At 44.7% G+C, this 24295-nt stretch carries 21 protein-coding genes; 12 read left to right on the forward strand and 9 right to left on the reverse strand.

Annotated elements, in window-relative coordinates:
• The first annotated feature begins 28 nt into the window (after positions 1-28).
• The 4 genes from guaB to recJ all read left to right on the forward strand — a co-directional run bounded on the left by guaB (position 29) and on the right by recJ (position 5339).
• Positions 29-1495, forward strand: coding sequence for an IMP dehydrogenase (gene guaB, locus BK820_RS03920; RefSeq protein WP_048882183.1), 1467 nt, complete (start codon positions 29-31; stop codon positions 1493-1495).
• A 123-nt stretch (positions 1496-1618) separates the two neighbouring features.
• Positions 1619-2950, forward strand: coding sequence for a phosphoglucosamine mutase (glmM, locus tag BK820_RS03925; RefSeq protein WP_071320164.1), 1332 nt, complete (start codon positions 1619-1621; stop codon positions 2948-2950).
• A gap of 28 nt (positions 2951-2978) precedes the next feature.
• Positions 2979-3635, forward strand: coding sequence for a pyridoxamine 5'-phosphate oxidase (gene pdxH / locus BK820_RS03930; protein ID WP_071320165.1), 657 nt, complete (start codon positions 2979-2981; stop codon positions 3633-3635).
• Positions 3636-5339, forward strand: a complete 1704-nt coding sequence (gene recJ / locus BK820_RS03935) for a single-stranded-DNA-specific exonuclease RecJ (protein WP_071320166.1) — start codon at positions 3636-3638, stop codon at positions 5337-5339.
• A 50-nt stretch (positions 5340-5389) separates the two neighbouring features.
• Here the strand turns inward: recJ and BK820_RS03940 are convergent, their stop codons facing one another.
• A complete protein-coding gene (locus tag BK820_RS03940; RefSeq protein WP_071320183.1) occupies positions 5390-6190 on the reverse strand; it encodes a putative porin in 801 nt (266 codons plus the stop codon).
• Positions 6191-6349: 159 nt separating this feature from the next.
• Positions 6350-7129, reverse strand: coding sequence for a putative porin (locus tag BK820_RS03945; protein ID WP_004813724.1), 780 nt, complete (start codon positions 7127-7129; stop codon positions 6350-6352).
• 488 nt (positions 7130-7617) lie between these two features.
• Between BK820_RS03945 and prfB the strand changes: the two genes are divergently transcribed.
• The 5 genes from prfB (at position 7618) to BK820_RS03970 (ending at position 12605) form a co-directional block, all read left to right on the forward strand.
• Positions 7618-8713 (forward strand): peptide chain release factor 2 gene (prfB, locus tag BK820_RS03950; protein WP_143045183.1). Its coding sequence is split into 2 segments (ribosomal slippage): positions 7618-7689 and positions 7691-8713, totalling 1095 coding nucleotides; the frame shifts between segments, so codons are not numbered across the junction.
• Positions 8714-8858: 145 nt separating this feature from the next.
• A complete protein-coding gene (locus BK820_RS03955; RefSeq protein ID WP_071320168.1) occupies positions 8859-9158 on the forward strand; it encodes an ArsR/SmtB family transcription factor in 300 nt (99 codons plus the stop codon).
• 25 nt (positions 9159-9183) lie between these two features.
• The gene (locus BK820_RS03960) at positions 9184-10269 is read left to right on the forward strand and encodes an alkene reductase (RefSeq protein WP_071320169.1); all 1086 of its coding nucleotides are present in this window, start codon (positions 9184-9186) and stop codon (positions 10267-10269) included.
• Positions 10270-10349: 80 nt separating this feature from the next.
• A complete protein-coding gene (locus BK820_RS03965) occupies positions 10350-11630 on the forward strand; it encodes a 3-deoxy-D-manno-octulosonic acid transferase (protein WP_071320184.1) in 1281 nt (426 codons plus the stop codon).
• A gap of 261 nt (positions 11631-11891) precedes the next feature.
• Positions 11892-12605 (forward strand): 16S rRNA (uracil(1498)-N(3))-methyltransferase, encoded by a 714-nt coding sequence (locus tag BK820_RS03970; RefSeq protein ID WP_071320170.1) that lies wholly within the window; start codon positions 11892-11894, stop codon positions 12603-12605.
• Here BK820_RS03970 and BK820_RS03975 read toward each other — a convergent pair.
• Together BK820_RS03975 and BK820_RS03980 are read right to left on the reverse strand one after the other, a co-directional pair.
• Positions 12579-13559: a mechanosensitive ion channel family protein gene (locus BK820_RS03975; RefSeq protein ID WP_071320171.1), complete on the reverse strand. Its 981-nt coding sequence runs from the start codon at positions 13557-13559 to the stop codon at positions 12579-12581. The genes BK820_RS03970 and BK820_RS03975 overlap by 27 nt on opposite strands.
• A gap of 106 nt (positions 13560-13665) precedes the next feature.
• Positions 13666-14289 carry a DUF805 domain-containing protein gene (locus BK820_RS03980; protein ID WP_081409035.1) on the reverse strand — a complete coding sequence of 208 codons (624 nt, stop codon included), beginning with the start codon at positions 14287-14289 and terminating at the stop codon, positions 13666-13668.
• A gap of 252 nt (positions 14290-14541) precedes the next feature.
• Between BK820_RS03980 and acs the strand changes: the two genes are divergently transcribed.
• Together acs and BK820_RS03990 are read left to right on the forward strand one after the other, a co-directional pair.
• Entirely contained in the window at positions 14542-16485 is a 1944-nt protein-coding gene (acs, locus tag BK820_RS03985) for an acetate--CoA ligase (protein WP_071320172.1), read from the forward strand.
• 146 nt (positions 16486-16631) lie between these two features.
• A complete protein-coding gene (locus tag BK820_RS03990; RefSeq protein WP_071320173.1) occupies positions 16632-17813 on the forward strand; it encodes an acyl-CoA dehydrogenase family protein in 1182 nt (393 codons plus the stop codon).
• Positions 17814-17867: 54 nt separating this feature from the next.
• Here BK820_RS03990 and phrB read toward each other — a convergent pair whose 3' ends face one another.
• The 4 genes from phrB to msuE form a co-directional block, all read right to left on the reverse strand.
• On the reverse strand, positions 17868-19283 hold the full coding sequence (phrB, locus tag BK820_RS03995; protein ID WP_071320174.1) for a deoxyribodipyrimidine photo-lyase: 1416 nt from the start codon (positions 19281-19283) through the stop codon (positions 17868-17870).
• 102 nt (positions 19284-19385) lie between these two features.
• Positions 19386-20021, reverse strand: coding sequence for a riboflavin synthase (locus tag BK820_RS04000; protein WP_071320175.1), 636 nt, complete (start codon positions 20019-20021; stop codon positions 19386-19388).
• Positions 20022-20181: 160 nt separating this feature from the next.
• Positions 20182-21294, reverse strand: a complete 1113-nt coding sequence (gene sfnG, locus BK820_RS04005; protein ID WP_071320176.1) for a dimethylsulfone monooxygenase SfnG — start codon at positions 21292-21294, stop codon at positions 20182-20184.
• 28 nt (positions 21295-21322) lie between these two features.
• Positions 21323-22057: an FMN reductase gene (gene msuE, locus BK820_RS04010; RefSeq protein ID WP_004890705.1), complete on the reverse strand. Its 735-nt coding sequence runs from the start codon at positions 22055-22057 to the stop codon at positions 21323-21325.
• Positions 22058-22431: 374 nt separating this feature from the next.
• On the opposite strand from msuE, the gene BK820_RS04015 reads away from it, so the two are divergent.
• On the forward strand, positions 22432-23082 hold the full coding sequence (locus tag BK820_RS04015; protein ID WP_004813697.1) for a response regulator: 651 nt from the start codon (positions 22432-22434) through the stop codon (positions 23080-23082).
• A gap of 64 nt (positions 23083-23146) precedes the next feature.
• On the opposite strand, the gene BK820_RS04020 is transcribed toward BK820_RS04015, so the two are convergent.
• Positions 23147-23908, reverse strand: coding sequence for a hypothetical protein (locus BK820_RS04020; RefSeq protein WP_048882192.1), 762 nt, complete (start codon positions 23906-23908; stop codon positions 23147-23149).
• Between the last annotated feature and the right edge of the window lie 387 nt (positions 23909-24295).

Raw genomic sequence — 24295 nt, forward strand, 5'->3', positions numbered from 1 at the left:
GCGCACGGAAATTACCAGTGAGACTGTTATGTTGACCATCGTTCAAGACGCGTTAACCTTCGATGATGTCCTATTACTCCCTGCCTACTCTACTGTTCTCCCAAAAGATGTCTCTCTAAAGACACGCCTGACTCGCGGCATTAACCTGAATATTCCTCTTGTGTCTGCAGCTATGGATACGGTGACTGAATCCCGTATGGCGATTGCAATGGCGCAAAATGGTGGTATCGGTATTCTGCACAAAAACATGGATATTGCTGCACAGGCTGCTGAAGTACGTCGTGTGAAGAAATTCGAAGCGGGTATGGTGAAAGATCCAATCATTGTTACCCCAGAAACTACCGTTCGTGAGTTGATTGCCTTAACTCAGGCAAACAATATTAGCGGTGTACCTGTTGTTAAAGATGGCAAAGTGGTTGGTATCGTGACAGGTCGTGATACACGCTTTGAAACCAATCTTGAACAGCCAGTCAGCAACATCATGACAGGTCAGGAGCGTCTGGTCACAGTTCGTGAAGGTGAGTCGAAAGAAAACATCCAGGCCTTACTGCAAAAACACCGTATCGAAAAAGTTCTGGTTGTAAATGAACAGCAAGAACTGAAAGGTTTGATCACGGTTACAGATTTCCGCAAAGCTGAAAGCTATCCAAACAGCTGTAAAGATGACCTGGGTCGCCTACGCGTGGGTGCTGCGGTTGGTACGGGTGCAGAAACACCAAGCCGTGTTGAAGCATTGGTTGAAGCTGGTGTAGACGTGATTGTCGTCGATACTGCACATGGTCACTCTGCTGGTGTGATTGAACGTGTACGTTGGGTAAAACAGAATTTCCCACAAGTTCAGGTGATTGGCGGTAATATTGCGACGGGTGATGCTGCACTTGCACTTCTGGATGCTGGTGCAGATGCTGTTAAAGTGGGTATCGGTCCTGGCTCCATCTGTACGACGCGTATTGTTGCGGGTATTGGTATGCCACAAATCTCTGCAATCGATTCAGTTGCGAATGCATTGAAAGAACAGATTCCATTGATTGCTGATGGTGGTATCCGTTTCTCTGGCGATATGGCAAAAGCGATTGGCGCTGGTGCAAGCACCATCATGGTGGGTTCACTGTTGGCTGGTACCGAAGAAGCACCAGGTGAAGTTGAGTTCTTCCAGGGTCGTTACTATAAAGCTTACCGTGGTATGGGCTCATTAGGTGCGATGGCTGGAGCAACAGGTTCTGCAGACCGTTATTTCCAGGATTCTAAAGCAGGTGCCGAGAAACTGGTTCCAGAAGGCATTGAAGGCCGTGTACCTTATAAAGGCCCAATGGGTAACATTGTGCATCAGATGATGGGTGGTCTGCGTTCATCTATGGGTTATACCGGTTCTGCAGTGATTGAAGATCTTCGCCAAAATGCGAAGTTTGTGAAAATCACTTCTGCAGGTATGTCTGAATCTCACGTACATGACGTGACGATTACCAAGGAAGCGCCGAATTATCGCGTTGGCTAATTTCCTTTCTGCACTCATTCGAAAAAAGCCGTCATACAAATGACGGCTTTTTTGTTTTGGTGTAAAGTGTCACACATTGTAAAAATGGATGATGGAAATCACCCAATAAGAAGTGAGACAACGATGAGTTATTTTGGCACCGATGGTATCCGTGGCAAGTTTGGCGAATTGCCAATTACGCCTGAGTTTGCGCTTAAATTAGGCTTTGCTGCAGGAAAGGTACTAAAGCGATATAGCAAGAAAAATAAACCGCTGGTGGTGATGGGAAAAGATACGCGTTTATCAGGCTATATTTTAGAATCTGCCTTACAGGCAGGCCTGAACGCAGCAGGTGTTTATGTACATTTACTGGGCCCATTACCGACTCCTGCAATTGCCCATTTGACCCGTGCACTGCATGCCAGTCTGGGTATTGTTATTTCAGCTTCTCATAATCCGTATTTTGATAACGGGATTAAATTCTTCTCGGGTGAGGGCAAAAAACTGCCAGATACTTTGCAGGATGAAATTAATCAGGAGCTCGAAAAAGAAATAAGTATTGAAGATACGGCGAACTTGGGTAAAAGTTTCCGTGTCAAAGATGCTAATGGTCGTTATATCGAATTCTGTAAATCGACTTTCCCATATCATTTAGATCTGAATGATTTAACGATTGTAGTGGATTGTGCCAATGGGGCAGCCTATAACGTTGGTCCTGCAGTATTCCGTGAATTGGGTGCAAAAGTTATTGCAATGTTTGATGATCCTGATGGTCTCAATATCAATAAAGACTGTGGCTCAACACATCCTGAGAATCTGCAAAAAGCAGTCGTTGAATATCAGGCTGATCTTGGGATTGCCTTTGATGGAGATGCTGACCGTGTCATTATGGTCGACAAAAACGGTGAGCAGATTACTGGTGACCATATTCTGTATATCCTTGCGACTCAGGCCAAAAATAAGCCAGCAGGAATTGTGGGCACACTCATGAGTAATATGGCGCTGGAACTGGCTCTAGAAAAAGCCCAAGTCCCATTCTTGCGTGCCAAGGTGGGTGACCGTTATGTATTACAAGGTCTGGAGCAAAAGGGCTGGGTCACTGGCGGTGAGCCATCCGGTCATATCCTGACATTAGACAAGAGCACCACGGGTGATGCCATTATTGCTGCGCTACAAGTATTGACAGTGATGGTCGAGCAGAAGAAAGCCCTGCATGAACTGGTAGCTGATTTCCGCTTGTTACCGAACGTATTGGTCAATGTACGTCTGGATGCCATGTTTGATCCGTACGCCGTCCCTGCGCTTGCTGCTGAATTTGAAAAAGCAGAACAACAGCTGAAAGGCCGTGGCCGCTTGCTGATTCGTAAGTCAGGTACTGAGCCGGTTATTCGTGTTATGGTGGAAGGCGAAGACCTGGATGAAGTCACTACACTGGCCCATTCATTGGCAGATGCTGTACGTGCCAATGCTGCCTAAACTTGCTGACTGATTATAGAGAGATGGAATGACTGATTTAATTAAAGATCTGAGTGAACTACGTCTGAATTATCAGAAAGGCGAGCTGCTTGAGGATCAGGTTAAACTGGATCCACATGAACAGTTTTTGCTCTGGTTTAACCATGCCCTGGCAGCGCAATTGCATGAGCCTTATGCCATGTCACTGGCTACGGCAAATGCGCAAGGTCGTCCGCATGTACGCACAGTCTTGCTGCGTGGGGCGACTCCAGATGGTTATGCTTTCTATACCAATTATGATAGCCAGAAAGGGATGGACCTTGAGGTAAATCCTTATGCTGAGCTGTTATTTTACTGGCAGGAGCAGGAACGACAAATCCGTGTTTCTGGGCGTGTAATTAAAATCTCCGAAGAAGAATCCACAGATTATTATCATAAGCGTCCACGTGACAGTCAGATTGCCGCGCATGTCAGTACGCCCCAGAGTGGTGTGATTGCCAGTCGTGATGAGCTGCAGCAGCGTTTCTGGGACTATCATGATACGATGGCGAACCAGGAACAGCTTGATAAGCCAGAATTCTGGGGTGGTTACCGTTTAGTACCTGATTATTATGAATTCTGGCAAGGACGTCCAAATCGTTTGCATGATCGTCTGAGTTATACCAAGAATGACGATGCCTGGACATTGCAGCGACTGATGCCATAAATGCCAAAACTTGAAATCAAGCAGCGCCCTTTACTGACCCATCCTGAATCTTTTCAGGACGTACCGTCTTTTATTGCAGAGATTCTGGCACGCCGTGGAGTGGAATCGCAGCAGGAGCTTGAGCTGAAACTCAAGTATCTGTTGGCACCGAGCATGAAAGGCTTGCCGGAAGCGATTCAGCTGATCGATGCAGCGATTGATGCAGGTCAGAAAATCGTGATTGTCGGTGATTATGATGCCGATGGTGCCACCAGTACGGCATTAATGCTGCTGGCACTGCGTGATATGGGAGCGGATGTTGATTATCTGGTCCCCGACCGTTTTAAATATGGCTATGGCCTAACGCCGGCAATTGCTGATCTGGCATTTGCCAGTTTTACCCCTGATTTGCTCATTACTGTGGATAATGGTATTTCCAGTCATGACGGGGTGAAGCAGGCACAAGATCATGGTATGCAAGTGATTATCACTGATCACCATCTTACCACCAAACCGACACCTGCTGCTGAAGCGGTGGTCAATCCAAATCAGCTTGGTTGTGAATTCCCAAGCAAGGCATTGGCTGGGGTAGGCGTGGCTTTCTATGTATTAGCCAATCTATCTACCCATCGTAAGAAGCTTGGTAAGTCTTCTACAGTAATCACCAACTATCTGGATCTGGTGGCACTGGGAACGTATGCAGATGTAGCTAGCCTGGACTATAACAACCGTATTTTGGTTGATGCTGGACTGAAACGGATACAGCAGCACTTATGCCGTCCAGGGATTAGTGCACTGCTGGAAATCGCAGGGCGGGATGCAGCAACGTTAAAAGCCCAAGATCTCGGTTTTGTACTCGGTCCGCGCATTAATGCGGCTGGACGTATGGAAACCATGGATATCGGGATTGAATGTCTGCTCGCTAAAGATCTGGCAACTGCTTATCCACTCGCAGAACAGCTGAATCAGCTCAATGTCGAGCGCCGTCAGGTCGAAGGCAAGATCAAGCAGGAGGCGCTGGCTGAACTGGAAAAAATCCAGCTGGATGAAACAGAGCTGCCAGCTGCCCTGATCATGTTTGAACAGCATTGGCATCAAGGCGTGATTGGAATTGTCGCTGGACGTTTAAAAGAACAGTTTCATCGTCCAAGTATTGTTTTTGCTGCAGATGAAGATGGCATTCATATCAAGGGTTCTGCACGTTCAATTGAGGGGATTCATATCCGTGATGCGATTGAGCGGGTGGCTGAACAAAATCCACATATTGTCAGTCACTTTGGTGGGCATGCAGCAGCAGCAGGACTGACCATTAAAAAAGCACATTTTGCTGAATTTAAGCAGACCTTTGAACAGTTAATTGGCAGTATGGATGAAAGTCTGTTTACTGCAACGTTATGGACTGATGGGGAGCTGCCAGCCTCTGCATTTCAGATTGATACAGTAGATCTTCTGCATAATCTGAGCCCATGGGGACAAAAGTTTCCACAACCCATATTTGAAGGCATATTTAAAGTATTGGATTATCGCTGGCTCAAAGAGGTACATCTAAAGTTGCGAGTGGCGCTGGAAAATGGACAGGTGGTGGATGCGATTGCCTTTAATGCAGCCAGAAAATATCAGTTCGATCCGATGCAGGACAGTGTACGTCTGGTCTATGAACTGGATAAAAATATCTTTAATGGCAATGTCAGTTTGCAGATGCGGATTGCACATCTGGAACAGTAAATAAAAAAACCGCTCAAAAGAGCGGTTTTTTTATACTCTCTAATATTTAATTAGAAACGGAATGTACCGTTAATACCAAAGGAGTCGGCACCATCAGTTGTAGTGTAATTTAGACCAGCAGCAATCGTTGGAGTAAAGAATTTTTGAGTACGGATACCAAAAATAGTATCTGAATCATCTGCAGTAGAATCTGCAAGAGAAACACCTACACTGAATGTAGGATCAATATATAGGTCAGCAGCTAAACGATAAGTCGTTTCATCACCAATGTAAGTTAAGCCTTCGAAATTAGTATAATGATTACCAATTTGAGTCACATATTTAGCGCGTAGAGATACTGCGGTGTCATCACCTACAGTTAATGCATTTAAGAAGTTAGTGGTGAAACCATAATTTGCAACTTGTACAGGATCAATATTTTCATTTGCTAGTCCTGCTGCTAATAACAGGCCATTAATTGGTAAATAGCCTAATTCAATTGCATATCCAGTATTATCTTCATTAGCAAAATCAACTTTATTAAGGGCACCGCTCACATAAAACTGCGTATTGGGAATAAAGAATTCACCACTAATACCAATTACATCGATATCTTCATCTCCATCACCACTTGCATTGGCATAACCAAGGCCAATATTGCTTGCTTTATCCATAAACGCTGCTTCAGCTAAAGGACTACCTTTACTCTGCACGCCATTTAAGTAATATTTTCCATTGATAAATAAAGTATCTAAATCACCCGCATTATCAATATCAGTATTTTCATATCCAATATTGAGTTCGGCTTGATAAGCATTTGTCATTCCACAAGCAGCAAATAAGGCTGTAATTAAAGCAATTTTCTTAAACATTTTAAGCTCTCGGTTGTTATTGATAAAATTTGAAATTTTATACTTGTAACAAATTGTATGTTTTTTATTCTTATGGTCAAGACCATTGGTCTTATTTTGGTGCATTAAAAAAGCCCCTCCGAAGAAGGGCTTTTTTATTAAAAGTATGTCTAACTTAGATTAGAAGCGGTATTTTGCAGCTACACCAAATTTGTTGTAGTCATTATTACCTGCTTCACCAAAGCCTACACGGCCTTCAAGGCTAACTTGCTGGTTGATGAATTTACGTGCACTCACACCAAATTCACTACGGTCGATAAGGTCATTGTTCTGATAGTCAGCACCAACGCTTAAAGTTTTATCGATAAAGTAGTCAGCTTTCAGGTTGTACTCATCAAGATCACCAAAAGCGGCACCAGCTTCAAGGTTAATGTCTTTACCGTTGCTTAAGGTAGTCACATATTTTGCACGAAGTGTTGGATCTACACCGTCATCACGGTCGTTATCCCATCCTTTCACACCAGCAGCAATCAATAAGCCTGGTGCTGGAAGGTAACCCACTTCTGCAGCATAAGTCGTTAGGTCATTATCGAAGTCATCATTGTCTTGCAAGTCATGACCACTCACCTTACCACCTAGATAGAAGTCTGAATTCGGTACAAAGTATTCTGCACCGACACCGTAACGATGTGCTTCAGCATCACCAATTTCATCATATTGGTATTCAGCTTTCACATTACTTGCACGATCAAGGAAAGCAGCTTCGGCTAATGGTGAATTACGCGTTTGTACAGGATTAAAGTAGTAAGTGCCATCTACACCGAAAGAGCCGCTTGAACTACCGTTGTCCGGATCTGTTAAGCCTGCTGATGCACCAATTTCTGCTTGATAAGCATGTGCTGCGGTACCCGTAAAAGCTACGGCTGAAATTAGTGCTGAAGCGATTGCTAATTTTTTCATGCGGATACTCCCTTCTGAAATTTTGGCTGGGATTTAATACATTTTTTGTTACAGTTTCAGTCTAGCCCAAATCGGCAGATCGTCAATCAAGGGAAAGTTACATTAATGTCAATACAGTAATTTTGTGTAATTTTATGATTTTAATTCATTGAAATATAAATAAAAAAAACAATGTTTTGTTTTATTAAAACTATGTAAAGATTGTGAATTTTAGAGATTTTGATTAATAAATAATCAGAAAATTTATGATTAAATAGACTGGTTGAGTTTTAAAAAATTAGAAATTTTTCGTTAATAAAATTCATTTTGAATGCATTTTCTCTCTATATGAAGATGAATCAACACTGCTAAATTGATTGAGTTGAATTATTGAAATAAATATTTATGGCAGGCAGAAATCATACAGATGTCCTGTTCAAACTGTGGGAAAGGACTGTGATATAATTGCCTGCTAAAAATTTATGCCTTATTGATTGAGAGAAATTCACGTGGAAATTAATCCTTATCTACTCCAGCTAAAAGACTTGAACGAACGTGGTCAAACACTACGGGGGTATCTTTGACTACGATCTGAAAAAAGAGCGTTTGGAAGAGGTTCTCCGTGAATTAGAAGATCCAGCCATCTGGAATGATCAGAACCGTGCGCAGGCTATGGCCAAAGAAAAAGGCGAGCTTGAGAATGTACTGAATGTACTGGATGGTCTGGCGAATCAGCTTGAAGATGCACAAGCCATGCTTGATCTGGCTGTAGAAGCCGATGAAGAAGCCATGCTTGAAGATGTTCAGGCAGAATTGACAACAGCAGAGGAAGAGCTGGCAAAGCTTGAATTCCGTCGTATGTTCAGCAACCCGATGGATCCAAACCCTTGCTATGTGGAAATTCAGGCAGGTTCCGGCGGTACTGAAGCACAGGACTGGGCGTCTATGCTGCTACGTATGTACATGCGCTGGATCGAACGTCATGGTTTTAAAGCTGAATTAATGGAAGAATCTGACGGGGATGTCGCCGGGATTAAATCCGCGACGATTCGTGTCGAAGGTGAGTATGCCTATGGCTGGTTACGTACCGAATCTGGGGTACACCGTTTAGTACGTAAATCACCATTTGACTCGGGCAACCGTCGTCATACTTCATTCTCTGCAGTATTTGTATCGCCTGAAGTAGATGACAATATCGAAATTGAAATCAATCCTTCAGATGTCCGTACCGATACCTACCGTGCGTCAGGCGCGGGTGGTCAGCACATTAACAAAACTGACTCTGCAGTGCGTTTAACCCATATTCCAACCGGTATTGTGGTGGCCTGTCAGAACCAGCGTTCACAACATGCCAACCGTGACCATGCCTGGAAACAGTTACGTGCAAAACTCTATGAACTGGAAATGAGCAAACGTAATGAAGCTGCACAGGCATTGGAAGATTCCAAGTCTGATATCGGCTGGGGTAGCCAGATCCGTTCTTATGTCCTTGATGATTCACGTATCAAGGATTTGCGTACAGGGGTAGAAAATTCCAATACTGGCGCAGTTCTGGACGGTGATCTGGACAAATTTATCGAAGCAAGCCTGAAACAAGGCCTGTAAGAAATCGTTTAAAAGCTGGCGTAACAAAGCTTTAACAGACTGTGACTCTTATATCTAAATTATTCGATATATAAATCGAAAAAATACGATATAATGGGAGAAATGCTGCAATCAGCTTTGTTGCGCACGACTATGTGATGTGACTATGGACTTTGATCTGATCTTTAAAGCACTGGCAAATCCCACACGCCGGCAAATTCTGGAATGGTTAAAAACACCAGAGCAGTTTCTGTCTGCCGAAGAATGTGACGGCTTTCAGCGTGGTGTTTGTGCGGGCCAGATTGAAAAATTAGGGCAAGTTTCGCAGTCCACCATGTCCAATCATTTGTCCGTGTTACAGCAGGCGGGATTAATTACCGCCACCAAACATGGGCAATGGTCATATTTCTCCCGCAACGAAGCTTTGATTCAGCAGTACATCGAACATCTACAACAACATCTCTAAAATAGATCTAGAGGTCGGAGTCAGTATGGCTGAATTAAATACCCCCCTGAAACTGGGTGCGCTTGAATTAAAAAACCGTGTCATCATGGCACCTTTAACCCGTAGTCGTGCAACTGATGAGCGTGTCCCAACCGCGATGATGGCTGAGTACTATGCCCAACGTGCAAGTGCAGGTCTGATCATATCTGAAGCAACGGTTATTTCTGAAGAGGCCAATGGTTACCGCAATACACCTGGGCTATTTACAGATGCACAGGTCGAAGGCTGGAAACTGGTAACCAATGCTGTACATGAGAAGGGTGGTTTAATCGTTGCCCAACTATGGCATGTGGGGCGTGTTTCTGATCCAGAGCTTTTAAATGGTGAAACACCGGTATCGGCGAGTTCAGTACAACAAGCCGGTCACGTCAGCCTGTTACGTCCTAAGCGCCCTTATGTTCTTCCACGTCCGCTGGAAATCTCAGAAATTCATGCCATTACCGAGCAATATAAGCAGGCTGCTATTCGTGCCAAAGACGCCGGTTTTGATGGAGTAGAGTTGCATGGCGCCAATGGTTATCTGATTGACCAGTTCCTGCAAACCAAGACCAACAAGCGTGAAGATGAATACGGTGGTTCTGTTGAAAACCGGGCTCGTTTCCTGCTGGAAGTGGTGGATGCCTTGATCGAAGTCTGGGGCGCAGATCGTGTTGGTGTGCATCTGGCACCACGTGGTGACGAGCATGACATGGGTGATGATGATCCACGTGAAACATTTGGTTATGCGATGGAGCAGCTGGGCAAACGTCAAATCGCGTTTTTCTTTACCCGTGAATATCTGGCTGAAGACAGCATTTCTGAATATATGAAACAGCGTTCAGGTGGCGTGCCGTATATTGCCAACATGCGCTTGAGCCGTGAGGATGCTATTGAACTTTTAGCCTCAGGTAAAGCAGATGCGGTCTCTTTTGGTAAGGCCTATATTGCCAATCCGGACCTATACGAGCGTCTGTTGCAAGATGCACCGCTGAACGAGCTAAAACTGGAAAATATGATCGGCAGTCAGGCGGCTGAGGGTTATATTGATTACCCGACTTTGGCAGAAGTAAAAGTTTTAAGCACAATAGAATAATCTGAAAATGAGCCACATCGGTTAACATGTCGATGTGGCTCTGTTATATTTTGCCGATTCACTCAATTTCGGGGCAACATTTGGCTACTCCTTTTTGGTACAACGCGGCACTGACACTGATCAAGCCTTTATATCAGTCACGTATTCGCAAGCGTGCGGAAAGTCCTGAACAACTACAACAGGAATTGCTTGAGCGTTTTGGTCCGTTTCAGACCCCCAAAAACAAACATGCCATCTGGTTTCATGTGGTTTCGGTTGGAGAGACCAATGCAGCACAGCCACTGATTGAATATTATTTAAAATCAGGCCATCCGGTGCTGGTGACCAATACCACTAAAACAGGTCAGGCACGCGCCAAATCTCTTTTTCTTAAAGAACCCTATTTAAATTTATTTCAGGCCGTTTATTTGCCTGCCGATCAAAAACATCTGATTCGGGATTTTTATCAGAAATATCAGCCTAAATTGCTATTATTGATGGAGACCGAGCTCTGGCCAAATCTGATTGATCAGGCACCTGCTTTTAATGTGCCTTGCCTATTACTGAATGCCCGTCTTTCTGAAAAATCCGCCAAAGGCTATGGCAAAGTCGAAGGCCTAACCCGTGGTATGCTTAAGAATTTAACCGGCCTTTTGGCTCAGGATACAACAACCCAGCAGCGTTATATTGATCTAGGTATAGCTTCAGAAAAAACTCAGGTCTTGGGCAATATCAAGTTTGATATCACGGCACCGCAGCAATTTATTGATCATGCGGCTCAATTGAAACAGGAATGGTCTTTGCAAGGCCGTAAGATCATTACTCTCGCCAGTACGCATGCACCTGAAGAACAGCAGCTGATGGCCGAATTAAAACCGGCTCTAGATACTGATCCAAACTTACTGTGTATTGTGGTGCCACGTCATCCGGAACGTTTTGATGAAGTGTTTCAGGCCGCGCAGGCTCTTAACTTAACCACCCAACGCCGTAGTTTGGAACAGAAAATTGAAGCGGATACCCAGATTTATCTGGCAGATTCAATGGGTGAGATGTGGCTGTGGTATGCACTTAGCCAAGTCTGCTATGTCGGTGGTTCTTTAAATGAGCCTGGTGGTGGACATAATATTCTGGAGCCGATCGCACTAAATGTGCCTACGATTCTGGGTAAGAATTATTTTAACTTCCAGACTATTGTCGATGAGTTTATTGAAGCTCAAGCTGTAGAAGTGGTAGAGAATGTTCAGCAGGCAGCTACAACTTTGCTGAAGATTCTAAATGATTCATCCAAGGCAGAAAGTTTAAATACCGCAGCACAAAAGATTATGCAGCAGAATCAGGGTTCGCTTGCCAAGCATATTGCAATAATAGATCAGTATTTGTAAAACTGCACCACACTCGCATATATCGGTTTACTACTAAAAGTTTAATTGTAGAGATGACCTACTTTTCAGAGATGAAAAGTAGCAAAAATCTTTTGTTTGATTGAGGATACATCCATGTACCCTAATCAAACGGGTGACATCCATGTCACCTGTCACGAATGCCAATGGCGAGTTGTTATTCCTATATGACTCATTGTTGTGCTGATGATTGTCGTGCAGACAATGCGTTACTGAATTAAATCTTTTGATTGGTTTTTAGTTATGAACATCGTCCTACTTGATCCTCGTCAAACCCAATCTGAGATTTGGACGATCAGTGCCAAACGCCAATTGGAACATTTGCAGACACATTTGGACATTCAAGTCGGTGATACGCTAAAAGTGGGTATCCGTGAAGGGAAACGGTATCTCACAGAAATTATCGAAATTACAGAAAAAATAGTTCGTCTGAAACCCTTAAAAGAAGAAGCTGTGCCTGCGAAGTTGCCAGTGACGCTGATTGTGGCTTTACCACGTCCAAAGGTACTGCGTCGTCTGATAATGGATGCGGTGACACTTGGGGTGGAGAAGATCATTCTGCTGCATAGCTATCGGGTTGATAAAAGCTATTGGCAAACTCCATTTTTACAACAGTTAGATCATTATATAGAGCTGGGACTGGAACAGGCCGGGGATACGATTGCGCCGAAAATTGAACTCTATAAACGTTTTAAGCCCTTTGTAGAAGATGTACTACCGACCTTGATTAGTACAGATTGCCCGGCTTATGTGGCGCATCCTTATGCTGAAAGCAAAATGCCTTTTGCAATTGAGCGTCCGTGTACGGTGGTAATTGGACCAGAAGGCGGTTTTATTCCTTATGAAGTAGATCTGCTTATAAAAAACGGCTGCCAGGCTGTGAGCCTTGGCAACCGTATTATCCGTACTGAAACAGTAATCCCTTATGTCTTAGGTCGACTGTTTAGCACGGCCTGAAGCATCTTCAGTATTTTCACCACGGTACACTTTTACTTCCTGTACAGGGTAAGGAATTGAAATGCCATGTTCCGCGAAGGCTTCAATCACATGTTCCTGAACGGTACTGATTGAATTACCTGTAGAATTTTCCTGGGTATCGACCCACCAGGTTACCGTCAGGTTAATCGAGAAGTCAGCCAGTTGAGTCACATTGACATTAAAAGCAGGCTGGCTGAGGATCAACTGATCCTTGTCCAGAATTGCCATAATGATACTCTTGGCTTTCTGCACATCATCTTCATAGCCAATTCCAACCACAAACTGACAGCGGCGGCGCGGATAAGCCGTATTTACCGTCACGGCACTGGTATATACCGTTGCATTTGGAATCACAATACGGCGGCCATCGGGTGAGCGCAGGAAAGTTGCACGGATCTGGATATCTTCTACCGTACCCTCCATGCCTGAAACAATAATGTCATCGCCAATTTTAAACGGTTCACCGAGCAGAATTAGCACGCCGGACAACAGGTTCTGGAAAATATCCTTGAAGGCGAAACCGATCGCCACCGAACCAATCCCCAAGGCACTCATCAGCTGCCCGGGTGTAAAGCCTGGAATGGCAATGACCATGGCAATCAGGAAGCCAATAAAAATAATTGCAGATGTACCGACACGGTTAAGTACCAATATCAGGTTCTGTTTACTGTAACTCCGTTCACCAATTGCTTTACGCACAAAAAACTTGAACAGTTTCGAAAGTAGGTAAAAGATACTGAAAACTACCAGTGCGATACAGATATAAGGCAGGCGCTCCCAAAACGCCTCAATAAATTTATCGACGGTTGAATACGCATCATTATATTTAGCCGTGTGCTCAATGACGGTCTGAGCAGTTTTTTCAGTTGCTTGATGCAACAGCTCAGTGGTCTCTTCAGTCACTTGGGTTAGAGCATTGTCTTTTTCAGCCACGAGTATCCCGATTATAAAAAAATCGCATTATTTTGCCTGATTTTTACATTGAACTTAATAGAAAGTTGCATAGCCCTTGCGGGTGATAGCAAAATTTAACATAAGCTTAAAAATATTCTGTCCCTTGCTGGATCACTTCCTGTGGACTTTCTAGCTCACCACTTCCCATCATAAAGGATACTATGCTGCTAGCAGCAAATAGACTTAACACGGTCAATAGTATCATCAGCCAGGCCAGAATTTTTTCCCAGACTGCAGTTGGTCGCGGTGCACCAAAGCGGTTATGTCCTGCTGTGCCTCTTGCCAGCAGCAGATAGAAAATAAATAAAATATTAACCACCGGCACTAGCATCAGCAGCATCAGCCAGCCAGATTTATTCAGGTCATGCAGGCGGCGTGCCACTACCACAATATAGAAATACAGATAGAACACAACCAACAGCAGATAGCCCAAGCCAGCCAGACCAGTCAGCGCATCAACAAACTGCCGATTATCCAGAGATAAGGTGGTCAGGCTGAAAATACCGCTGACCAGACTGAGGGCAATCGAAGCAAAGAAAAAAATGATATGCAGGAAAGCGTACCAGCCAATAAAGCTGAGCCGGCCAAAGCGCCCTTCAAGAGATAGCGGATTATCGTTGGAAGGTGCCGGAGAGCGGGAGAAGAATGGCGAAGTATCTTTAGAGTTCATGGGCTGAGCCAGTTCAAGTAATTGAAAACAGGCAAACATGTTTGCCTGTAAGAAAGTATAAAAATTCAACACCATTATAAGATTAAACGGAATGGTGAGATACGAAAACTAGACAGGAATGTATTGGATTCACCTGTAAACCTATGTTTTAAATGAATTGATCAGAATACGACCAAAGCATGATTGTCCAATTTGAGATAAGCCGTTCATACTGAGCTATGCATAAAAAACAATCAATAACGTGGCATCAACCTCTCGTGATGAGAGGGAATAAGATCAAGGAAGTAAATAATGAAAGAGATCTATCCTGTACCAGCAGAATTTAAAAAAACCGCACGGACCACCGAGGCTGAATATTTCGAACGCTATCAGCGCTCTATTGAAGAACCGGATGAATTTTGGGCCGAGCAAGCCCAGCGCCTTGACTGGATCAAGCCATTTACCAAAGTTAAAGATACCAGCTTCGACAAAGATAATTTCAAGATCGAATGGTTTGCTGATGGCCAGCTGAATGTCAGTGCCAACTGTCTGGACCGCCATCTAAAAGAGCATCCTTATAAGCCGGCAATTATCTGGGAAGGCGATCATCCATCCCGTCACAAGATTATCTCTTTTCATGAGCTGTATGATGAAACCTGCCGCTTTGCCAATGTTCTGAAAAAGAATGGCATCAAGAAAGGTGACCGTGTGGTGCTGTACATGCCAATGGTCTCTGAAGCTGCGATTGCCATGCTGGCCTGTGCCCGTATCGGCGCAGTACATTGCGTGGTATTTGGCGGTTTCTCGCCAGACTCGCTGGCTAGCCGTATTGAGGACAGTCAGGCGAAAATGGTCATCACGGCTGACTCCGGTATGCGTGGCGGCAAGCAGATTCCACTGAAAGCCAATGTAGATGAAGCCCTGAAAATTGCTGGTACTGAATCAGTCGAGCATGTCATAGTGGTGCATCGCACGGGTAATCCGATCGAAATGAAAGAAGGTCGGGATCTGTGGTATCACATGGAAATCATGACGGTCAATGAGATCTGCCCACCTGAACCCATGAATGCAGAAGATCCACTGTTTATTTTGTATACATCAGGCTCAACAGGCAAGCCAAAAGGGGTACTGCATACCACCGGTGGTTATCTGACGTATGTGAACTCTAGCTTCCGCGAAGTTTTCGACATCAAGCAGGATGACGTGTTCTGGTGTACCGCTGATGTGGGCTGGATTACGGGTCATTCCTATGTACTGTATGGTCCATTGTCGAATGGTACCACCACAGTCATGTTTGAAGGGGTTCCGCAATATCCAAGCTGGGCACGCACCGGGCATATCGTGGACAAACACAATGTCACTATTCTCTATACCGCACCCACTGCGATTCGCGCCATGATGCGTGAAGGGGATGCCTTTGTCCGTGAAAGTGACCGCAGCAGCCTGCGCCTGCTCGGTTCAGTCGGGGAACCGATTAATCCGGAAGCCTGGAACTGGTACTACAGTGTGGTAGGTGAAAGTCGCTGTCCAATCGTGGATACCTGGTGGCAAACCGAAACCGGTGGTTTCATGATTACCCCATTACCGGGTGCAACCGATCTGAAACCAGGCTCTGCAACCCGGCCATTCTTTGGTGTGCAGCCAGCGATTGTTGATGCTGAAGGCAAAGAGATGGAAGGTGCAGTGGAAGGTAATCTGGTGATCAAGGATTCCTGGCCAGGTCAGATGCGCACCATCTGGGGTGATCCGGAACGCTTTATCGAGGCTTATTTCTCGACTTATCCGGGGACCTATTTCACGGGTGATGGTGCGCGTCGGGATGAAGATGGCTATTACTGGATTACCGGTCGTGTCGATGACGTGCTGAATGTATCCGGTCATCGTCTGGGAACAGCTGAAATTGAAAGTGCGTTGGTGGCACATGAGTCTGTAGCTGAAGCTGCAGTCGTGGGTATGCCGCATGATATTAAAGGTCAGGGTATCTGTGCTTTCGTGACTCTGCAGGCAGGAACCGAGAGTACGGAAGAACTGCGTGCTGAACTGGTGGCCTGGGTGCGCAAGATTCTTGGACCAGTCGCGACGCCAGATGCACTGCACTGGGCGCCGGCATTACCGAAAACCCGCTCTGGTAAAATCATGCGCCGTATCTTGAGAAAAATTGCAGCGAATGAACTGGATAGCTTAGGTGATACTTCAACTTTAGCCGAACCACAGGTGGTGGATAACCTGATTGCCGAAGTGCAAAGAACCGCTTAAATTTTTATAAAATCAAGAGAATACCGGCTTTCTTTAGCCGGTATTTTTATATCACTGATAAGCTCTGCATGCTTTCGGATATGGGCTCCGAGTTTGATCTGTTAAGCTTCTGGCATGCTGTAGATAGCTAAAATGAGTACAAAAGAATGAATGTGCGACAACAATACCTGAATCAATCTCCGCTTGATATTGCTCAGTCTCTGGCAGATCAATTTGCCTTGAGCGCAGCTGAACGTGATAAACAGGGGGGCAATCCCAAGCAGCAACGCGACCTGATTCGTGACAGTGGCTTGCTGGGGTTGTCTATTCCAAAGCAATATGGCGGGCAGGGTGCAGACTGGCAGACAATTTTCCAGACCATTCAGGCAATTGCACGCGTAGACAGTTCACTGGCACATGTTTATGGCTTTCATCATTTACTGATTGCGACGGTACAGCTGTTCTCACAGCCGGAACAATATAGTCCCTGGTTTGAACAGACTGCACGTGAAAACCTATTCTGGGGCAATACCTTAAACCCACTGGATCGCCGTACGACAGCCATTAAAGTTTCTGACCAAGAATATACCTTCCATGGAGACAAGAGCTTCTGTTCCGGTTCAATCGACTCAGACATCCTGCTCTGTTCAGGTTATAACGAAGAGGGCCAACTACTGATTGGCGTAATTCCAACCCAGCGTGAAGGCGTCAGCTTCCTGGGTGACTGGAACAATATGGGCCAGCGTCAAACCGACAGTGGTACCAGTCATTTTGAACAGGTGAAAATTCATAAAGATGAGCTGTTATTGAATCCCGGGCCATTGAGTTCACCATATTCCAGCCTGCGTCCATTGATTGCCCAGCTGATTTTTGTGCATATGTTCCTCGGTGTAGCGGAAGGGGCCTTTGAAGTAGCCAAGCAGACAGTACAGACACAAAAAGCCTGGTCGAAATCACTGGTTAAAAATGCAGTCAATGATCCCTTTACCCAGAAGCATTTTGCCGATTTTTATGTACAGCTAGAAGGCGTACGTCTATTGGCAAACAAAGCCATTCAGACTTTGCAAAAGGCTTGGGATGTTGGGCCTGATCTAACAGCTGAAGAGCGTGGTGAAGTATCTATTGCTATTGCCACCGCAAAAATTGCCGCAACCAATACTTCACTGTATATCACTCAGAATATTTTCCAGGTCATGGGCGCACGGGCAACGACTGCCAAGCTAAATCTGGACCGTTTCTGGCGGAATGTACGCACCCAGACCCTGCATGATCCGGTGGATTATAAATATCAGGAAATAGGTGAATGGGTACTGACGGGTAACGTGCCTGATCCAAGTTTTTATTCTTGATTCATTTTTTAAAAAGCCTCTATTTGGAGGCTTTTTATTGGTCAGTAGTCTGACTTAAATTTGTTTAAATACTTCGATTGCCCGGACGCGGGACTGTTTTAAATCGACAATCGGTTTTGGATAATCCAGCCCTAAATCTGGATTTTTGGCATAAGGTTCATGAATGGTTTTAGCATCTAGATGTGCCAGTTCTGGAACCCATTCACGGATATAGTCGCCGTTGGGATCGAAACGCTGTGACTGATTCACCGGATTAAAAATCCGGAAATAAGGTGCTGCATCCATGCCGGTCGAGGCACACCATTGCCAGCCGCCATTGTTAGCAGCCAGGTCACCATCAATCAGATGTTGCATAAACCAGGCTTCGCCTAGCCGCCAGTCGATCAGCAGATTTTTGCTCAGGAACATCGCGGTAATCATGCGTACCCGGTTATGCATCCAGCCAGTTGCCAGCAGCTGGCGCATACCGGCATCAACAATCGGAATCCCCGTCCGGCCTTGCTGCCAGGCCGCTAAATCTTCTGGAGCATCACGCCAGACTATCGCCTTGGTATTTTCCTTAAATGGCTGATGTCTGGACACTTTAGGAAAATCGTGCAGGGTATGCTGGTAAAATTCACGCCAGAGCAGTTCATCCAGCCAGGTCTGCTGACCGACATCTTCAAGCTGGAAATAACCTTGAGAAGAGGTGAATAAAGCCTGCACACACTCCCGGATTGAAAGAATACCGATATTTAAATACGGCGATAACTGGCTGGTACCATCGATCGCTGGAAGATCCCGATCGGTTTTATAATCCTTTAGCCGGTCTGCGATAAATTCATTCAGTAATTCAAAGGCGTGTTTATCTTCAACTGGCCAATACGGGTTGGCTGTTTCTGGCCGATAAGCCTCAGAAAATTTATCCAAATTAAAATTAAACTGAGAAAGATCGAGTTGTAACTTAGGCTGTGCTTCAATATCTGGATAACAGGAAGGCACATCGATAAGCAGTCGTTCATAGCATTTCTTTTTAAATGCACTAAACACCTGATAAGGCTGCTGGCTCTGATTGCGGATCGAACCTAAAGGAAACAGGGTACGATCTTCATAGTATTCACAACTAATCTGATGCTGTTGCAATAATTGCTCGACAGCCTGATCACGCTGCTGCTCATTAAGCCCGGTTTCGATATTGCAGTGCACGGTGCTGATCTGAAATTGCTGGCACAGTGCCAAAAGCTGCTCTGCAATATCTTTCCAGAGCGGAATATTTAAAATCAGAAGAGGGATATTCAATGCTTCTAGCTGCTGTTTCAGGATTTTTAGCCGGCGCAGATAGAAGTCGATCTTGATCGGTGCATCCTGATGCAGTTGCCATTGTTCAGGTGACAGGATGACCAGCGCCAGACATTGCCTGCTTTGTGCTGCATGCCATAAGGCAGCGTGGTCATGAAGGCGTAAGTCGTTCCGGAACCAGATCAGATGCATGACAGTTTTCTAAATCAATAAGATGCCATGCATTCTAGATAATCTGATCAAACAGAAATAGTAGAGAAATATTAACGTGATAGGAGCTGAAGTTTGTCACTATCAGCTCTGAAGGTATTCGCCTTTGGCGAGATGGATATTTTCCAGCGTATCTACCAGAGTTCGGGTCATCTGGTCAATTTCATAATTCACTTCATCACCAACCTGAACAGATTTCCAGGTCGTTAGGCGTAGGGTTTCTGGAATCAGGTCAATCGAAATCTCACTTTTAACACGATCGACATGGTTTACTGTCAGGCTGCAACCATTCAGTCCGATAAAACCTTTCAGGAAAAAATATTTGATATTGCCAGCTGGAACCTGCAGGTCGATATGCAGGGTTTCACCGCGACGCTCGATCTGGGTGACTTGAGCTGTGCCTTCAATGTGTCCGTACAGGTTATGACCGCCATTTTCCGCACCCACTTTTGCCGAACGTTCAATATTCACTTCATCACCAACTTTAAGCGATTTTAAGGTGGTGAGTTCAAGCGTGACATTAGAAATATCAAAATGAATCTGTTGCTGTTCACGGTCAATCGTGGTCACGGTCAGACACACACCATTTACTGCGACACTGGCACCAATAAATACATCTGCAAAGAAACCTTGCTGATCACTGACAATGATCGTAATAAAGCCATTGCCTTTGCGAATTTCAACGACCTTTTCCAGGCCTTGGACAATACCGGTATACATAGTTAAAACATCTATTTTTGCAATTGCATCACATTGTAGGGAGGAATACAGAATCCGGCTAGCGTTGTACTGTACTGCCTGGTTTTCTGCCCAGATAAAAAAATCCCCTAAGCCGAGCCTTAGGGGAGTGAATGGAAAGCGCTGAGATTTATTGGAATACTTATACGAGCTCAGCGTCTTCTTGTTGCACAGCTGTTGCCTGTTGTGCTTCAAGTTCACGGACCAAAGGCAATACCTTTTGGCCAAAATATTCAACTTCTTCAATAAAGTGTAGGAAGCCAGACAGAATTAGGTCCACACCGACTTTTTTCAGTTCGATGATGCGTTCAGCAATTTGCTGCGGTGTACCAATCAGGTTGGTACGGAAGCCGTCATTGTATTGAACCAGATCTTCAAAAGTAGACTTGGCCCAGTTACCTTCACCTTCTGCGGTTGCTGCACCTGCTTCCCGCGTTGCATCACTAAAAGATCTCACGGCCTGGACATTGGCCTTGGCAACGATTTCCTGCAGTACTGCTTGTGCTTCTTCCTCAGTATCGCGCGCAATAACGAAGGCATTTACACCGATTTTCACCTGGTGATTGTTGGCTTTGGCCTTTTCCCGGATATCATCAATCTGTTTTTTCAGTTCTTCAGGCGTATTGCCATTGGTAAAGTACCAGTCGGATACACGCGAAGCCATATCGCGTGCAGCGCGGGAGCTGCCTCCCTGGAAAATTTCAATATGCGGTTTTTGTAGCGGTTTTGGACTTAAGGTATAGTCATTAAACTGGTAATACTTGCCATTAAAACTGAAATGATCTTGAGTCCAGACACCTTTCAGACTACGGATAAACTCTTCCGAACGGGCATAGCGCTGGTCATGCTCCGGCCATTCTTCACCAATTGCATCAAACTCGCCGCGGAACCAGCCACTGACCACATTAATTGCAATACGGCCATTAGTCAGGTGATCGATGGTTGCCAGCTGTTTAGCAGCCAGCGCAGGTTTCCACGGACCTGGCAGAATCGCAGCGATGACTTTCAAACGTTCAGTCTTTGCCAGAATACCGTGGCTAAAACTGACTGATTCATGCTGATTTGCTGCGTTATAGCCTGCAGTAAAACGGATCTGGGTCAGGGCATAGTCAAAGCCAGCCTTTTCCGCTGTCTGTGCCAGACGTACATTATAGTCATAGCTCCAGTCGGTACGCTGCTCGATGTTACTCACCACCAGACCACCGCTCACATTTGGAACCCAATATGCAAAAGTAATATGTTTTTTATTTGACATTCTTCTCACCCTCTGAAGAAGTTTTTCGTTAAGCAACTTGAGTTTTTGGAGCTTTTTTGCTGTGTAAGCGGGACTCTGCTGCATCCAGGCTAGGCACTGCTGCTGAAGGCAGCACTTCTTCCTGTTCGATCTGTTTATTGATGCCCAGGTTCTGGTTGGCTTGTTGAGACTTTTCTTTAATCACTTCAGCACGTTGACCTTTGGCTGGTGCCCATTCCAGGATTGGTAATGCACGTGCGACAGCCAGTGTGATACGTGCGCGAAGCAGTTCACTGTGAATCGTATATTCAGGTGTGAAGTCACGATCCGTTGCGTATACACCAATTGGTAATGTTTGTGCCTGAAAGAAGCTGAATAATGGACGTAATTGATGTTCAAGCACCAGTGCATGACGGTCACTGCCACCGGATGCTGCTAACAGAACAGGAACATCCACCAGCGCCGTTTGCTCTACAAAGTCGAAGAAGTGTTTGAACAGGCCAGTGAATGATGCGCGGTAAACTGGAGTACCGACGATCAGTGCATCCGCTGCTTCTACAGCTGCCAAATCATCCTGAACGCGTTGCGGTAACTGGTTACGGTAGATTGCACCACCCAGTAACTGACCAATTTCACTAAATTTAATGAAATGTACATTGATAGGTGTGGCTTCACCCAGCTCATCAATAATCGCTTGTACCAGCGCTTCAGTTTTAGAAGGATGATTTAAACCACCAGAAACGGCAACGATATTGAGCGGCTTTTGTAGATCTTGATTTGACATTTTGGAACCTAAAAACGGGTTAGTCTCGGAATGAGCCTATTAATCCAAAATGCGCTCATGGGTGTAAAACAAGGAAAAGCTGAAAAGTTATCTAAATTTGAGATATAACTGAAATATTCGCTTTTTGGAAAGCCAAACTCAACTAATACATTGATATTTCGACTTATATTGAATAAGAATAAGCATTCTTGTCAGCTGATAATGCATATACAAAAAAATGATGAGAATTAAATAATTAGTGAAATACCGATATTTTATAATTTATGTAACGAAACTGGATATTATTTTTAAAAATTGTACAGTCTTGCATATCGCTGACCTACCGACTACAGGTAGAATATAAGCTACCGTGCACAAGATCTCTCTCACGTCCTATGAATATTTTAATCGTTGATGATCATCCACTGTTTCGTCATGCTTTAATTCAAGCCGTTCGTTATAGCTTACCGCAAGCACAAATTCATGAAACTGCAGCAGTCAATGAATTTTATGAACGCCTGGAAAATGGTCCTGAACCTGATCTTGTGCTGCTGGATCTGAATTTACCGGGTGCTTCCGGCTTTTCTGCATTGGTGCATGTCCGTGCCCAATATCCTTCGCTTCCAATTATTGTGGTATCGGCTCACGAAGAAGTCAGCATCATTCAACGCGCAATTGCACATGGTGCGATGGGTTATATTCCAAAATCAGCACATCCAAGCCATATTGGTGAAGCGATTCGGGAAGTACTGGAAGGCGAAATCTGGTTACCGCCAAATCTGCCCGCCAATATGAACTTTGATCCGCGTGCGGCTGATGAAACTGCACTGGCTGAACGTATTCAGTCTTTGACCCCACAACAGTTCCGCGTATTGATGATGGTGGCAGAAGGTTTGCTGAACAAGCAGATTGCTTATGAACTGGATGTGTCGGAAGCAACCATTAAAGCCCACGTGACGGCGATCTTCCGTAAGCTTGGCGTACAGAACCGTACCCAGGCTGTCTTGGCGATCAATGCGCTGAATATTGAAGAAAAGAAAATCTAAGCTTTTCGAAGCGCCAAAAAAAGACCTCCGCAGAGGTCTTTTTTTACGGTCTGAATATCTGCTTTTAGGCAATACAGTCCTGTTTTGGCGTAAGGTCAGCACAGAACAGCGGGTTCAAGGCACATTGCAGTTCATCAATCTGTTCTTGAGTCACATAGCCTTTTGACATCAGGTATTCAGCAACACGGTCGTCACGCAGACTTAAAAAAGCTGCATCATACACACCCAGATCGACAAACAGCGCAGCCGTTTCCAGGCTGTTAAAGCGATCCAGGTAAACATCATTGCCATACATCAGGAAAATATGATCCTGTTCTGACTTTGGATCGACGCGTAGGCGCTCTGCCAGCTCGATTGGTGAGGTTTTAATAAAGAGCAGCTCAGAAAGTTCATCAAACTGTGAGGTGTCCAGCTGGTCATCACCAGTTTTAACCTTAGCCAGCCATGCTTTAAATACCAGTACCGCACCACCGCGCAATAACATGCTCCAGATCTGATGACGGGTATCTTCACTTAAATCTGCAGCTTCGGTTTCCAGAGACTGAATCAGCTTCGATTCCTGCTCTGCCAGACGTTCGAACAGCCCCAGACCTTGCGGCTTATAGGCAAAAGGCTCAAACACATCAAAGTGCAGTTCTTCAAATACCTGTAGGGCGAGAGGAACTGCAGATTGATACAGGGTTTCTAGCGCTTCAATTTGAGCAGGATCAAGTTTGCTGTACTTAAACAGATTATTCCAGTCGATTGCCGGCAGCATGGCATTGGCACCGTATTGACGATGAAACTGTCGGTTCTGATTGATCTCAGTATTAGTGTCTAAGCTCATGATTAGTCATCCTTTATGCAGTAATAAATGATCAGCTGACATGCGGATGAGGAATATAGGCATGAATAGATACTGATCGTTTCTAAGTCATATTTTTAGAGCGAAATAGGGGCATGAAAAAATACGACTAAAGTTCAAACATTCAAGTTAATCCTATATTAGTTTATATAAAATAATAGCTTACAATATTGTAACCAAGTACACACAGGTTCACGTCAGGAATGGTGAAGTTTTGCCATAGCGATTTTTAAAATGATGTTTTTGGTCAATTGATGTAAGGATTTTTAGCCTGATTCTGATATTTTTGGCACATGCGCTTATAAATCATGCAAATATTGAAATTTTTTGTGACATTTAACATAAAAAGTGCCTGCTTTACACGGTAAA

The sequence above is a fragment of the Acinetobacter sp. LCT-H3 genome (assembly GCF_001866125.1).
GTDB lineage: Bacteria > Pseudomonadota > Gammaproteobacteria > Pseudomonadales > Moraxellaceae > Acinetobacter > Acinetobacter schindleri.

Coding starts and splice junctions, on each gene's coding strand:
- guaB (WP_048882183.1), top strand. CDS start 29: ATGTTGACCATCGTTCAAGACGCGTTAACCTTCGATGATGTCCTATTA.
- glmM (WP_071320164.1), top strand. CDS start 1,619: ATGAGTTATTTTGGCACCGATGGTATCCGTGGCAAGTTTGGCGAATTG.
- pdxH (WP_071320165.1), top strand. CDS start 2,979: ATGACTGATTTAATTAAAGATCTGAGTGAACTACGTCTGAATTATCAG.
- recJ (WP_071320166.1), top strand. CDS start 3,636: ATGCCAAAACTTGAAATCAAGCAGCGCCCTTTACTGACCCATCCTGAA.
- BK820_RS03940 (WP_071320183.1), bottom strand. CDS start 6,190: ATGTTTAAGAAAATTGCTTTAATTACAGCCTTATTTGCTGCTTGTGGA.
- BK820_RS03945 (WP_004813724.1), bottom strand. CDS start 7,129: ATGAAAAAATTAGCAATCGCTTCAGCACTAATTTCAGCCGTAGCTTTT.
- BK820_RS03955 (WP_071320168.1), top strand. CDS start 8,859: ATGGACTTTGATCTGATCTTTAAAGCACTGGCAAATCCCACACGCCGG.
- BK820_RS03960 (WP_071320169.1), top strand. CDS start 9,184: ATGGCTGAATTAAATACCCCCCTGAAACTGGGTGCGCTTGAATTAAAA.
- BK820_RS03970 (WP_071320170.1), top strand. CDS start 11,892: ATGAACATCGTCCTACTTGATCCTCGTCAAACCCAATCTGAGATTTGG.
- BK820_RS03980 (WP_081409035.1), bottom strand. CDS start 14,289: ATGTTTGCCTGTTTTCAATTACTTGAACTGGCTCAGCCCATGAACTCT.
- acs (WP_071320172.1), top strand. CDS start 14,542: ATGAAAGAGATCTATCCTGTACCAGCAGAATTTAAAAAAACCGCACGG.
- BK820_RS03990 (WP_071320173.1), top strand. CDS start 16,632: ATGAATGTGCGACAACAATACCTGAATCAATCTCCGCTTGATATTGCT.
- phrB (WP_071320174.1), bottom strand. CDS start 19,283: ATGCATCTGATCTGGTTCCGGAACGACTTACGCCTTCATGACCACGCT.
- BK820_RS04000 (WP_071320175.1), bottom strand. CDS start 20,021: ATGTATACCGGTATTGTCCAAGGCCTGGAAAAGGTCGTTGAAATTCGC.
- sfnG (WP_071320176.1), bottom strand. CDS start 21,294: ATGTCAAATAAAAAACATATTACTTTTGCATATTGGGTTCCAAATGTG.
- msuE (WP_004890705.1), bottom strand. CDS start 22,057: ATGTCAAATCAAGATCTACAAAAGCCGCTCAATATCGTTGCCGTTTCT.
- BK820_RS04015 (WP_004813697.1), top strand. CDS start 22,432: ATGAATATTTTAATCGTTGATGATCATCCACTGTTTCGTCATGCTTTA.
- BK820_RS04020 (WP_048882192.1), bottom strand. CDS start 23,908: ATGAGCTTAGACACTAATACTGAGATCAATCAGAACCGACAGTTTCAT.